This is a genomic window from Candidatus Manganitrophaceae bacterium, assembly GCA_016200325.1.
Lineage (GTDB): Bacteria > Nitrospirota > Nitrospiria > SBBL01 > Manganitrophaceae > Manganitrophus.
Genome location: JACQEZ010000001.1, coordinates 268,226 through 281,387 on the forward strand (window position 1 = coordinate 268,226; position 13,162 = coordinate 281,387).

At 56.7% G+C, this 13,162-nt stretch carries 13 protein-coding genes; 7 read left to right on the top strand and 6 right to left on the bottom strand.

Annotation, left to right across the window (positions count from 1 at the left end):
* Positions 1-103 precede the first annotated feature (103 nt).
* Positions 104-988 (top strand): MBL fold metallo-hydrolase, encoded by an 885-nt coding sequence (locus HY282_01280; protein MBI3802380.1) that lies wholly within the window; start codon positions 104-106, stop codon positions 986-988.
* A 58-nt stretch (positions 989-1,046) separates the two neighbouring features.
* Here the strand turns inward: HY282_01280 and rsmI are convergent, their stop codons facing one another.
* Positions 1,047-1,730 carry a 16S rRNA (cytidine(1402)-2'-O)-methyltransferase gene (gene rsmI, locus HY282_01285; protein MBI3802381.1) on the bottom strand — a complete coding sequence of 228 codons (684 nt, stop codon included), beginning with the start codon at positions 1,728-1,730 and terminating at the stop codon, positions 1,047-1,049.
* Positions 1,731-1,742: 12 nt separating this feature from the next.
* Positions 1,743-2,243 (bottom strand): D-sedoheptulose 7-phosphate isomerase, encoded by a 501-nt coding sequence (locus tag HY282_01290; protein ID MBI3802382.1) that lies wholly within the window; start codon positions 2,241-2,243, stop codon positions 1,743-1,745.
* Between the two features lie 284 nt (positions 2,244-2,527).
* Here HY282_01290 and HY282_01295 point away from each other — a divergent pair, with 284 nt between their 5' ends.
* Positions 2,528-3,829: a UDP-glucose/GDP-mannose dehydrogenase family protein gene (locus HY282_01295; GenBank protein ID MBI3802383.1), complete on the top strand. Its 1,302-nt coding sequence runs from the start codon at positions 2,528-2,530 to the stop codon at positions 3,827-3,829.
* A 58-nt stretch (positions 3,830-3,887) separates the two neighbouring features.
* Here HY282_01295 and HY282_01300 read toward each other — a convergent pair whose 3' ends face one another.
* The 4 genes from HY282_01300 to HY282_01315 all read right to left on the bottom strand — a co-directional run bounded on the left by HY282_01300 (position 3,888) and on the right by HY282_01315 (position 7,132).
* Entirely contained in the window at positions 3,888-5,027 is a 1,140-nt protein-coding gene (locus tag HY282_01300; GenBank protein MBI3802384.1) for a regulator, read from the bottom strand.
* Between the two features lie 20 nt (positions 5,028-5,047).
* A complete protein-coding gene (locus tag HY282_01305; GenBank protein ID MBI3802385.1) occupies positions 5,048-5,860 on the bottom strand; it encodes a hypothetical protein in 813 nt (270 codons plus the stop codon).
* A 144-nt stretch (positions 5,861-6,004) separates the two neighbouring features.
* The gene (locus HY282_01310) at positions 6,005-6,298 is read right to left on the bottom strand and encodes a hypothetical protein (GenBank protein MBI3802386.1); all 294 of its coding nucleotides are present in this window, start codon (positions 6,296-6,298) and stop codon (positions 6,005-6,007) included.
* A 462-nt stretch (positions 6,299-6,760) separates the two neighbouring features.
* Positions 6,761-7,132, bottom strand: a complete 372-nt coding sequence (locus HY282_01315; GenBank protein MBI3802387.1) for a hypothetical protein — start codon at positions 7,130-7,132, stop codon at positions 6,761-6,763.
* A gap of 291 nt (positions 7,133-7,423) precedes the next feature.
* Between HY282_01315 and HY282_01320 the strand changes: the two genes are divergently transcribed.
* The 5 genes from HY282_01320 (at position 7,424) to HY282_01340 (ending at position 13,154) form a co-directional block, all read left to right on the top strand.
* The gene (locus tag HY282_01320) at positions 7,424-8,266 is read left to right on the top strand and encodes a cytochrome c3 family protein (GenBank protein ID MBI3802388.1); all 843 of its coding nucleotides are present in this window, start codon (positions 7,424-7,426) and stop codon (positions 8,264-8,266) included.
* Between the two features lie 34 nt (positions 8,267-8,300).
* Entirely contained in the window at positions 8,301-9,353 is a 1,053-nt protein-coding gene (locus HY282_01325; GenBank protein ID MBI3802389.1) for a 6-bladed beta-propeller, read from the top strand.
* The gene (locus tag HY282_01330) at positions 9,350-10,519 is read left to right on the top strand and encodes a hypothetical protein (GenBank protein ID MBI3802390.1); all 1,170 of its coding nucleotides are present in this window, start codon (positions 9,350-9,352) and stop codon (positions 10,517-10,519) included. Before HY282_01325 ends, HY282_01330 begins: the two co-directional genes overlap by 4 nt.
* 10 nt (positions 10,520-10,529) lie before the next feature.
* Positions 10,530-11,105, top strand: a complete 576-nt coding sequence (locus HY282_01335) for a SurA N-terminal domain-containing protein (protein ID MBI3802391.1) — start codon at positions 10,530-10,532, stop codon at positions 11,103-11,105.
* Between the two features lie 156 nt (positions 11,106-11,261).
* Positions 11,262-13,154: a hypothetical protein gene (locus tag HY282_01340; GenBank protein ID MBI3802392.1), complete on the top strand. Its 1,893-nt coding sequence runs from the start codon at positions 11,262-11,264 to the stop codon at positions 13,152-13,154.
* Positions 13,155-13,162 lie beyond the last annotated feature (8 nt).

The following is a 13,162-nucleotide window of genomic DNA, read 5'->3' on the forward strand; positions in this document are numbered from 1 at the left end:
CGCGTTGATCTCCGAGCGCTTCGGACCCCCCTTTGCAGAAGCCGGTCATCGCGCCTATAATGAACTTTTATGGGTCGGGATTTACTTTCGGCAGGAGCAGAAGATGGCAGATCTGAGAAAACGGCTGGCAACCAATGTGGCGGGCAATTTTTTCGTCGATGCTACCTGCATTAATTGCGACGCTTGCCGACAACTCGCGCCGAAGAGCTTCAAAGAGTCGGGCGACTACTCCACCGTCGTTCATCAACCGGACGGGGATGAGGAGTTGGATCAGGCGTATCAGGCGTTGCTCGCCTGTCCGGTCGGTTCCATCGGCGCCGAGCGGGGTGATAAATTGCGATTGAAGAAGGCGATGGGACGTTTTCCGATTCTTCTGGACGATGGGGTCTATTATAACGGATTTCATTCGGCAAAATCGTTCGGCGGAAACAGCTACTTCATTTGCCATCCCGCCGGCAACTGGCTGATCGACTCCCCCCGCTATGTGCGGCCGCTGACCGACGCCTTCGAAGAGAAGGGGGGCCTCCGCTACATTTTCCTGACGCACGAAGACGATGTGGCCGATGCCTCTCTCTACGCAAAACATTTCGGCGCGACCCGGATCATTCATCGGGCCGATGCGGCGGCGTCGCCGGTGGCGGAGTGGATTGTGGAAGGAGAGGCGCCGATCCCGGTCTCGGACGCATTTCAAATGATTCCCGTTCCCGGACATACGGAGGGGAGTATTGCCCTGCTGTATGACCGGCGGTTTCTCTTCTCGGGCGATCACCTCTGGTGGGAGCGGGATCTCGGGGAGCTCGGCGCCCCGGAGCAACTCGTCTGGAACCGGCGGCGGCTGATCGAGTCGATCGCAAAACTGCGTGACCATTCTTTCGAATGGCTTCTTCCGGGGCATGGAGATCGGGTTCACCTGACGCCGGCCGAGATGACGGCCCATTTGGAACGCCTGCTTGGATACCGAATCGGGATGCGACGGCGGGTGTATTGAAGTGGCGGCGACAGAGCGGAAAAAATGGGTTTCGGATCAGCCGCGTCGACCTCCCCCTTCAGTCCTCCTCCCGATTTCCGCCGACGATCAGCGTAATTTCTCCTTTCACCGTCTTCTTCCCGATCTTTTCCAAGACCTCCGTCACATTTCCACGAATGAACTCTTCGAAGAGCTTGGTCATCTCGCGCGCGACCACGACAGGGCGATCGCCGAGGGCGGCGCGGATCTCTTCGAGAAGGCCGATGATCCGATAGGGAGATTCGTAAAAGATCAGGGTACGGGGATCGGTACGGAGCTGTTCCAGCCGGCGGGCGCGGGCCCCTTTCTTTTTCGGAAGGAAACCTTCAAAGACGAATCGGTCGGTCGGGAGGGCGGAGACGGAGAGGGCGGCGATCGCGGCCGCCGGCCCCGGAATCGGACTGACCGGAAGTCCGGCGCGCGTTGCCTCGCGGATGAGATAAAAGCCGGGGTCGGAGAGGGTGGGGGTGCCGGCGTCGGCGACGAGCGCAATCGAGGCCCCCTCCACCATTTTGGAGAGCAAAAGCGGTGTCTTCTCTTCCTTGTTGAAGTCATGATAGCTGGTGAGCGGCGTGTGAATGTCGAAATGGGAGAGCAGCTTTTGGGTATGGCGGGTGTCCTCCGCTGCGATGGTTGAAACCTCTTTGAGGATGCGGAGGGCGCGGTGGGTAATGTCTTCCAAGTTTCCGATGGGGGTGCTGACGATGTAAAGCGTTCCCGGCATGGAGGCGAGACGTTAGGAGAGAGACTGCTCGACCAAGAGGCAGAGAAGATGGCCGATCAGGATGTGCGATTCTTGAATCCGGGCGGTGCTGGAGGAAGGGACCTTCAGGCAGAGATCCACCTGTGAACCGAGCTTGCCCCCTTTTTCGCCGGTGAGGCCGATTGTTTTTGCTCCCTTTGCTTTTGCGGTGGCAATCCCTTCCAAGACGTTGGAGGAATTCCCGCTGGTGCTGATTCCAATGACGACATCGGCCGGGCCGGCCCACGCCTCGACCTGGCGCGAAAAGATCTTGCTGTAGTCGTAATCGTTGCCGATGGCGGTAAGCGTCGAGCTGTTGGTCGTCAACGCAATCGCCGGCAGCGCCCGTCGTTCTCGCTCGAACCGTCCGACTAATTCCGCCGCGATATGTTGCGCGTCGCCGGCGCTCCCGCCGTTTCCAAAAAGAATCAGCTTGCCGCCATTCCGGTACGATTGAACGATCCAATCGGCCGCCTGCGCGATCTCCGGGACCATCGTCCGAACGATTCCTTCCTTAACCTGGATGCTCTCATGGAGGGTGCGGCGGATCGTTTCGCTCGCGGGGTCTTGCGTTGCCACGGATGACTCCTTAAAGATATGCAAAGAAATATGCAAGATGTTTAATTTTGGGATTGATTGTAAGCGTACACGGTTCTCCAGGTGGAGTCAAGATTTGACTTTGGTATCCAAAAAGGTTCAAAATTCTATCATTTGCTTGCCAATTCCATTTCTTTTTCGTATACTTTTGAAATTTATCGATCAGAAAAGAGAGGAAAACGATGAATATTGCTGTGATCGGCACCGGTTATGTCGGTCTGGTGACCGGGGCCTGTTTTGCGGAATTCGGGGTTACCGTCACCTGCGTCGATAAAGAAGAAGCAAAGATCGCCGCGCTTAAAAAAGGGATTATCCCGATCTATGAGCCCGGTTTGGAAGAGCTCGTTAAGAAGAACGTGCAGAACAAGCGGCTCTCCTTCACGACCGATACGGTTGAAGCGATTCAGGGGGCCTTGGTCATTTTTATCGCCGTCGGAACCCCCGACCGGGGAGACGGCATGGCCGATCTCTCCTACATCGAAAAGGTCGCCGAGACGATCGCCGAAAATATGAACGGCTACAAGGTGGTTGTGACGAAGAGCACCGTCCCGGTCGGAACCGGAGAGCGGATTCGGAGCATCATCGGAAACCGCCAAAAAGAACATTTCGATTTTGATATCGTCTCCAATCCGGAGTTTCTGCGGGAAGGATCGGCGATTGAAGATTTCCTCCGGCCGAACCGGGTGGTCATCGGGGCGAACAGCCAGCAGGCGGTCGCCATCATGCGCGATCTCTATCGGCCGCTCTATCTGATTGAGACGCCGCTGCTGATCACCGACGTTCCGACGGCGGAGATGATCAAATATGCGTCGAACGCCTTTCTGGCGACCAAGATCACCTTTATCAACGAGATTGCCAACCTCTGCGAAAACGTTGGCGCCAATGTCCAGCAGGTGGCGAAGGGGATGGGGCTCGACGGCCGGATCGGCTCCAAGTTCTTACACCCCGGTCCCGGATACGGCGGTTCCTGTTTTCCGAAGGATGTCTCGGCGCTGGCACAGATCGCACAACAAAGCGGTTATGAATTCAGGCTTGTCAATGCCGTCATCGATGTAAATAAACGGCAGAAAGAGCGGATGGCGGAGAAGATCGAAAAAGAGGTCGGAAACCTTCAAGGAAAACAGATCGGCATCCTCGGCCTCTCGTTTAAGCCGAACACCGATGACATGCGGGAGGCGCCGTCGATCGCCATCATTGAGGCGCTTCAAGCAAAAGGGGCACGGATTGTCGCCCATGATCCGGCGGCGATGGATGAGGCGAGGAAGGTCTTAAAAGAGGTGAAGTATGCCGAAGATGTTTATTCAGTCGCCGATGGGTCGGATGCGCTCATCCTGATGACCGAGTGGAACCCGTTTCGAAATTTAAATCTGGAGGAGATCAAGAAGCGGCTGAAAAGCCCGATTTTCATCGACCTTCGAAATGTGTATGAGCCGAAGCGGATGGCCGACCTCGGATTCAAATACAGCAGCGTCGGAAGGCCGTAACAGAAGAGGATCTGAATTTTATTTTGAGCGGACGGCTGATCGCGGACGTCTTTTTCCCTTAATCTCCCCGGTACTGCGCGACCCCGCCGAACGTTCCGAACCATTTGTGGCCTTGGCGATCGATGGCGATGGCGTAGACGGCACCGAGCCCTTCCTTTTCGGTGAAATTGATGAAAGTCCGGCCGTCGAACCGGCTCACCCCCCCTTCCGTTCCGATCCACAAGATTCCCTTCGAATCGATTTTAAGGGCATGCACCATATTCCCGGCAAGGCCGTCCTGCTTTGTATAACTCTTCCAGCTTTTCCCGTCAAAGAGAGAGAGCCCGCCGCCGAGGGTCCCAACCCAAAGCCGGTTTTGAGCGTCGATGACCGAGGAGACGACATAGTTCGGGTTGTATTCGAGCGGCTTTTCTCCCCCCTGGTGGTGTTTCGGAACAAATTGAAGGTCTGACGCTTCCGGCGGCTTGACCCGGCCGACGTCGGCGCCGACCCCCTCTTTGTTGGTCCAGCTCTTCCAGCGCTTCCCATCAAAACGGCTTACCCCCCCTTCGGTGCCGAACCAGAAGGTCCCTTTTTGATCTTGCGCGAGGGTGTAAACCCATTTGTCGATGAGGCCGTCCTCGGTGGTGTAGGTCTGGAAATATTTTCCGTCGAATCGGCTGACCCCTTTCCAGGTGGCCACCCACATGGTCCCCTTCGGATCGAAGTGGACCCCATAGACCCAGAGATCGCCGAGCCCTTTGCCTCTGACAAACCGGGTCCAGGCATTCTCATAATTCGCGATCGATCCGCTGCCGTAGGGGGTGTAGGTGGTCCATTGCTTTCCGTCGAACTTGCTCAATCCCCCCCCGTAGGTGCCGATCCATTTGTTCCCCTTTGGATCGATGGCCACCGTGTGGATGATGTTGGAGAGGAGCCCATCTTTGGTCGTATAGGCCTTCTGTTCCTCCCGCGCCATGTCATATCGGAGGAGGCCGTTCGATGTGCCGATCCAGAGAACATCCCCCTCGATCGTCAGTGCCCGAACGATTGAAAAGAGGGTGAAGAAACTCCAGCTCTCTTCCGGCGGTGCGTGTGGGTTGGGAGCCGAGGCCGCGGGGCGGGGGATCAGGAACTGGAAAATAAAAACCAGTGAGGCAAAAAAGATGATCCGCGTTGGGTTCAGGAAGCTTCTTCGGAGGTTTCGTTTAACGTTCATTCAGACGATCGGCTCGATCTTCAGGGTGAGTGATACGCGATGGTCCGGTAGGTCACTCCGGTCGGCTCGAGGGTGGTTTTGTCCGATCGGGTGATCCACTCCTCGGCGGTTTGGGCGATCCAATTTCCGACCGAATCGAATTTATAGGTGTATTGTTTTTTAAATCGAATCGCCCCCGCCGCATCAAATCGGGTCTCCTCGACCAGCGTTCCCTTCGCGTCATAACGGTAGAGGGTTTTAAAGTCGAGGGTGCTGACCGCTTCATGCTGCGGATCTTGCGGCTGGACGAGATAGAAGTTTTCTTCGACCTTTCTTCCCTCGGCATCGTAGAGATAGACCCACTTAAAGTCTTTGGTGCTCTGGACTTGCTGGCGGACCTCTTCGATCAGGTTTCCATTTCTATCGTAGGTGTAGAGTACCTTCGAGAAGAGAACGCCGTTGACCTGGGTTCGTCTCTCTTCCAGCCGATTTTGCTCGGGATCGAAGGTGTAGGTCCACTTGAAGGTCGGAAACCCTTTGTAATCGTATTCGATCCCTTCTTTCAGGTTGCCGGTCGGGTCATAGGTAAAGACCGATTTGAAGTTGAGCGCGACGTCTTCATAGAGCTGATCTTCCTGAACTCGATTTCCCTTCAGGTCATAGGTATTCGAGAGCCAGGGGGTCCGGGCGCTTTCGACCGGTTTTCCCTTTTCGTTCGAAATTTTGGTGAATTCAATGAGGACGGTCTTGACCGGTCCGACGAGGCGCTCTTGCTCCTTGTCACTCTTTTTCCCGGCCAGTGCCGGATGGACCGAGAGGACGAAAAGTATCAAGGCGATCAGATAGGTTTTCAACAAGGAACTTTTTCGTTTGTCTAAACGCATGACGATCAATGACAAATCAGGAAATAGACCACACCACGCGGTACGATACCGAATCGACACGGACTCTTTCCGCTTGAGAGGGACCGAGCGACAGCCTCTGTGAAACCCGAGCTCCTAGCTCTTTGGCTTGACGTGGCAGCGGGTGCAGTTCGCTAACGGGAAAGCGACCCGGCCATGGCATCGTCCACAGAACTCCCCATTGACGATCTTGACCATTGAGATCGGATTGCCCCCTTTCTTCATCATGAAGATGCCGGGGTGACAATTGGCGCAATCCAACCAGAAGGTATGGGGAAAGTGTGGAAAAATGACGTTCGGCATGGAACCGACCGCCGGGATTTCGATGTCAAACATGAACGGGGGCACGGGGGGTTTGTTCAGATCGAGCGCTTCGTGCGGCTTGATCATATTTTCTTTAAAGGCCTTGACCCAGTCGATGGCGCCGACGGCATCGGTCGGAAAGCTTTTCAGAACCACATCTCCGTTGGAGTTGTCCCGATTGTAGGGCGGGCCCGGCTCGGGAAGCTGCGTCGGATCGGCGAATTGGGGGACGGAGTTCACGGGGGGCGGAGCGATCAGCGGCGGCGTGGCGGAGAGGTCTTTCTCCTTCGCCTGTGCCGGAGCCTGAACGGGAGTGGCTTGGGCGACCACCTGCGGTGGCGCGCCGGCGGCAGCGGGTGCCGCCGTGGGGTTGGCCGGTTCACTCTTGGCCTGCCGGATACAGGCATAGAGGGTTGAGAGGGCCAGGAGTACCAGCACGCATCCGGTATAAAGCAATCTTTTTCTTTCTTTAACCCAAGCCATCAGAATCCTCCCCGTTCATTCTAAGGAAAGCGAGTCGGTTGTCTTTACACTATAATCGAAGCGACGCTACCTTGGAAAGCCTTCCAAAACCCCTGTTGTCATCCCCGGCGTACCCGAGTGGCAACGACCGCAATCGATCGGCTTCCATGAGATCGTTCCATTATGGCATTTTCCGCAGAATTGTCCGTCAACGATAATTTTCTTCATATCGATGTCGTTTGCCCCGGATCGCATTTCAAAGATGGCGGGGTGACAGACCTTGCATTTGAATTCCGCACGGTGATACCAATGCGGGAAGACAACGGGCGGCATCCCCCGCTTTTCCGCTTTGCTGTTCAGGACCATATCCCCATAATATCCCATGACCCGATCACCGACCCAAAAATAGGATAGCAGAAGAGCCAATCCGAGTATGATGCCGATCCGAACGCTTTTCATCTTCCCTCCCCTCACCGATGCCGAAGTGGAATCCAAGACGCTTGGATACCATACCGACTTTTTTTTGTCAACGAATTTTTCTAAAATCGGTTAACTGAGTGAAAAAAGAGAGCCTTTCGGAACCCGCTTGCCGTTTTTTTTTCTTGACAAAAGTTTAAAAAAAACTATAGTAATCCTTGCCGTTTTCATGCATGTGTCTGCATTCAAGATTTCTCTCTGAATCCCTTAGCTGACACCTCGAAGAACGACCTGCCTGATAGATGATGACAATGCGTGGGGAGTCCGTCCAGGATGACGTTTAAAAGAGGCCCCAATAAGCGGGCTGTTTGGGGATGGAGCAAGGTCTACGGTCTCGCCTTACTTGGCAGTATCGCCTTTATTTTATTTATCTCCGTTTCGGCGAAAGGGGGTTCGATTATCCGTTCTCGCCATGATCTCTCCGCACTGAATTGGCGTGGATATCAAAATGAGAGCGGCCCGATGCAAGGGGGAACCTTCAACGATTATCGAGAGGCCTGCGTCTACTGCCACACCCCGCACAATGCCAGCAGCTTCGCCCCGCTCTGGAACCGCACGCTCCCGCAGGAGCGAGGGTACCAGATGTACTCCAGCCCCAATTTCGACTCGGTCCTTCCGAAGGCGCCCGACGGGATCTCTCTCGCTTGTCTCTCCTGCCATGACGGCTCGGTCGCGCTCGATTCGGTCTTAAAGCCCCCCCGCTTCCATGACATTGTCGAAACCGGCGCGCATTATCGGATGACGCTCGAAGGGGAGCCGGGAAGCGACGCCTGCTCGAAATGCCACAACCGGGTGGAAGGGGCCTACGGCGGCCTCTCGGGCGCCCATGATGCCACGGTCCGCTATTTTACGAAAGACCTCCGCGACGACCATGCGATCTCGATGCGATATCCGTCGCTCGACATCGACCCTCAGTTCAACCAGCCGACCATTCTCAAGCCGGACGGCGGGCGGATGTTTCCAAACGGGGTTCAGACCTTTGAGGGGGATAAGGTCCAATGCGCCTCCTGTCACGATATCCATAGTCCGGATGAGAAAAACCTGGAGGGGCGGGATCCGTTTCTCAGGGCCTCCAACCGGGGGAGCGCCCTCTGTTTGACCTGTCATCAAAAGTGAAGGCCGGAAGGATTCAATGTATGAGGAACTCAAGGTGAAAAAAGTTTTCTGGGTGGCATTGCTCTTGTTGGTCGTCTCCACCGGCTGCAGCCGAAAGGTCCAAGCGCCGGAGCGCGGTCTGGTCTGGCCGTCGCCCCCCGAAACGGCTCGGATCAAATTCGTCGGCAGCATCGATGCCGCGGAGGATGTCGAGAAAAAAGGATGGGGGGATCGGATCAATGCCGCCCTCTTCGGCGACACGCCGGGGGTGAAGCTGGTCAAGCCGTATGGGGTCTTTGCCTCCGAGGGGCGCATTTATGTCGCCGACTCGGGGTGGCGGAAGGTGCTGGTCTTCGACACCCAACAGAACCGCTTCTTCATGATCGGCGTCGATGGTCCGGGGGCGTTGGCGGGGCCGATGGGGGTCGTCACCGACAAAAGCGGGCGGGTTTATGTGACCGATACAATTCTGCGCAAATGTCTGGTCTATGATCAGGAGGGAAAATACCTTCTCTCGATCGGCGATTTAAATCGTCTCGAGCGGCCGGTCGGGGTGGCGGTCAACGATGCGCTCAAGCGGGTTTATATCGCCGACACCCGAAAGCATCAGATCTTCGCTTACGACTTCGAAGGGAACTTTCTCTTCGAGTTCGGAAAGCGGGGGGGGGAAGATGGGGAGTTTAATTTTCCGGCGAACCTCTTCGTCGATCGGGCGGGGAAGGTCTATGTGACCGACATGAATTTCCGGGTCCAGATCTTCGACGCCGAGGGAAAATTCGTCTCCAAATTTGGCAGCGTCGGGACCGGGTTCGGCCAATTCTCTCTTCCCAAAGGGATCAGCGTCGACTCTCAAGGGCATATTTATGTCGTCGATTCCCGATTCAATAATATTCAGATCTTCGATTCGGCCGGGCAGCTGCTTCTCTTCTTCGGCGAGTTCGGCAGCAAACAGGGTCAGTTCTGGCTGCCGGCCGGTCTTTCGATCGACGATCAAGATCGGATCTATGTCGCCGACCAATACAACCATCGGATCGATATTTTTCAATATGTCGGCCCGATTGAAAAGGAGAAGCCGAAGGGGGAACCGTCGCAGGGGGCCCCTTCATGAGCGACCGAAACGCGGCGTCCCGCCAAGAAAGCGGCTTGAATCGTCCTGGGCCGAAGCGCTCTCCGCTGTTTTCCCCTTTCCGGGGGCGGCGGTGGGTTTTTCTCCTCACCGCTTCGGCGGCCCTTGTTTTCTCTTTGATCAATGTCTTTGCGTTTGAAGATGTCCGCCACACCAAACATAACTTAGCGGTCAATCCAGATATCGGCGCCCGGGAGGGGAGCGATTCGAAACCGGGCGAGCTCACCTCGCTTCGGGGGGCGCGAAACCCGGCGGTCCGAGGGGTCGAGGGAGACATCCGCCTGAATGAAGAGGTCTGCATCTTCTGCCATACGCCGCATGGCGGGCGGAGCAATGTCGGCGGGCTGACCGGCACCGCGCCGCTCTGGAATCGCCGACTCTCCGATCCGATGGGTTTCAGCCCCTATAACAGCCCCAATTTCGACGGTCAAGACATGATGGGGGCGCCGGGGCGGCCGAAGGGGGTCTCGCTCGCCTGCCTCTCCTGTCACGACGGCGCGGTCGCCTTCGATGCCTTGATCAACAGCTCCGGGTCGGGCGGCTTCTTTCAGACCAACCGGGTCTTCAACGGCCCTGGGGGGAGCATCGGGATGACGCTGGCGGGCCCCGCGGTCGACGCGACCAACAGTTTCCGCGAAGGGCGCCGCGATAATACAGAGCGTGGTTTTGTCTTCTTCGACGCGCTCGGTGGGGGACCGAACGCATCGCTCGGAGCGGAGCCGTTCCCGAACCTCGGGCTCGATCTGCGCGACGACCATCCAATCAGCATAGAGATCCCCCGGACCGATCCGCAGTTCAGAGAGATCTTGGCGAACATCACCACAAAGGGGGGGCGGATGCCGGGGAGCGGCGGCGTGATGTGGATCGATCGGAATCCGAACGGCGCGTTTCTGCCGCTCGACAAGCGGGATCGGATCCGCGCCTATCCCTCCGATCCAAACCGCCCCGATGCCCCTTACATCGAATGCGCCTCCTGTCACAATCCGCACGAGGCAAGCCGTCCGAGCGGGCAGCCGGCCCTTTCGGAGCCGATCACCCCACAGACGATCAACAACAACCTCTTCCTCCGGATGGCGTCGATGCCGGGGGCGAATCCACAAGATCGAAACTCGGGGAGTCTGGTCTGCTTGAGCTGTCACCGGAAGTAACGAGGGGGAGGTGAAAAAGGAATTTAGAAGTCAGGCGTCAGGCGTCAGCAGTCAGAAGTCAGGGATGGGAAATACCTTCTTCTGGATTCTGACTGCTGGCTTCTGGTTTCGGGTCTTTCTGGCGCCCCCGGCGCTCTTTGCGGCGGAAGAGGTCGTCGCTGCAGTGAACCAGGCGCCGATTACCGCGGAGGCGCTCAACCGGGAGGTCCAGACCTATCTTCGCCAGATCGGCCATCGCGAACTTTCGTCCGACCGGATGGCGATGCTGAGACGAGAGATGCTGAATAAGCTGATCGATGAGGAGTTGCTCTATCAAGAGGCGCTGAAGCAGGGATGGAAGGTGACCGAGGCGGAAACGGAGGCCGAGGTCGATCGCATCCGAAAGCGATTTTCGACACAGCACGATTTCGAGGCGGCGCTGGTGAAAGAGGGGCTCACCCTGGATGCTGTCGAAGCGGGGGTGCGGCGATTTGTGCTGGTCCGGCGAATGTGGAGCGCCCTTCCCGCCGCGACCGAGACGGAAAAAAAGGGTTGGTTGCAAACGGTCCGGGAGCGATCGGACATTCGAATTTATGAAGTGAGGTAGGCAAGGAAGATTTAGAAAGATCAAAAAAACACGGGAAGTGTAGAGTGCGAATGAATGGCCGGCTTGCCATCAGGCGGGGGTAGGTTTACGACGGTCAGTCGGCTGAAAAGGGGGTCAGGTCGACCGGAGGGGTGTTCCGGGCGGCTGAGATCTTCTGTGGGACCGTCCTTGGGGGGAGGAACGCTCCGTTTGGAGAAGAGACGCAACGGTTGGATCGGGATGCTCCTGCTGGTTTTCCTTGCGACGGCGCTCTTCTCGCCTCGTCGCGCCGAGGGACGGCTTCTGAATTTGGGAGGAAGCGCCGACCTGACTTACGGTTATATGCGAACGACCCAGGATTCGATCGAGAATCAACAAGCGGTTACGAAAAGCCATTTTTTTCAGCAGCGCTACAACCTAAATGATTACGGCGATATCCTCGATCCGCGGCTGGGGACCTTTTCCATCAACGGCACCTTCTTCAGCCAGGATGGCCATACCAACGGAGATTTTGCAGATCAGAATTTCAACTTCACCGATTATTCGGTGGCGATGAATCTCTTCCCCTATATTTCGCCGCTCAGCCTCTATGCGCAACGGGTCAGCCGCTCCAATGACCTCGATGTCGTGGTCAAAGACACCGTCACCACCTACGGCGCCAACTGGTCGCTCTCGGTGCCGCGCCTGCCGCGACTTTCCCTTTCATATAATCAGTCGGAGCTAAAGGCGAACGACCCGAATCGGTTTCCTGACCAGCTGAACCGTTACTTCAATGCGGAGTCGAGCGGCCGGATCGGCGATACAACGTTGATCGGACGGTATCAATTCAATCAAACCGACGTCGGTCGAATCGACGGCGATGTCGGCACCATTCGCGGCCAGGGGGTCAATCTGACGACCGAAACTCGGCTCTCCTCGGCCCTCAACCTGAGCACTTTTACACGCTGGGCCAATATCTCCGGGACCGCCGCGCCGGGATTGACCTTTTCTCAGGAGCGGGGGATCAGCGCCTCCCTCTTTTATACCCCCAGCGTTTTCTGGGACACCCATGCGCAGATCGAATATGCGGAGTCGCCCGACACCATCGATCTAAAGCGGCTTCTTGCCGCCTGGAGCGGCTCGCTCCGCCCGACGGAGCTCGTCGATATGGTGGCGAGCGTTCGCCTTTTCCAATTCGAGGTCGGCGACACCAAGACGACCTCTCCGTTCAGCGATTTTAACCTCAATTATCGTCCCTTTTTCGGTTTGGGCACCGGAGTCGGAACGTCGGTGGGGGAGACGAAAACGGAAGGATTCGGCGCCTCGACCGAGTCGTTCTACCAGCGCTATCGCGGCTATGTCAACTACACCCGCTCAATCGAGATTATCCGCTACACCGCCAGCTACGCGCTCAGTTATGGGACGGCCGACACCTCCCGGAACAATCTCGGCGACCCGAACAAAGACAAGTTGAAAGACCTGATGAATACCGTGACGCTGGGGGTGGAGAACACGCAGATCCGGATTGTCCATGTCGCCTTGGCCTATACCTATAACGATATTAATCGGAGCAGCCCCACCGTCCAGCCGGAGGACGACCAGCGGTCGCATGTCTTCCAGGTCAACGTCGACAGCAACTACTTCCGCGGCCTCGTTTTTCTCGACGACTCCCTGCTGCTCCAATCCTCTTCGAGCCTGACGCGGATCCATGGATTCGGCCCTGAAGGAAACACCTTCATGTTCGACCTTCGCGGGAGCTACTACTTCTTCGGCGGGGGGCTCCTCTCGGCGGGATGGACGCGGCAAGATTATCCGTCCGGTTTTTATCTCGACTCGAATCTCTTTTTTGAGGAGATCCAGTGGAACTTCTATCTCGGGAGGTCGAACATCACCCTCAGCGGGCGAGACGGACACCAACGGGGCGATGGGAATGTCTCCCTCGATCGCGACACGCTGGAGCTCACGACACTGCTGACCTATCAGATCGGAAAGTTTATTTTTAACGTCGATTACCGGTGGGCCAACGACCGAACGGCCGGGGTCGGTTATCGAAGTGAGACCTTCTTCGCCAGGGCGACCCGGATTTTCTAAGAGAAGGT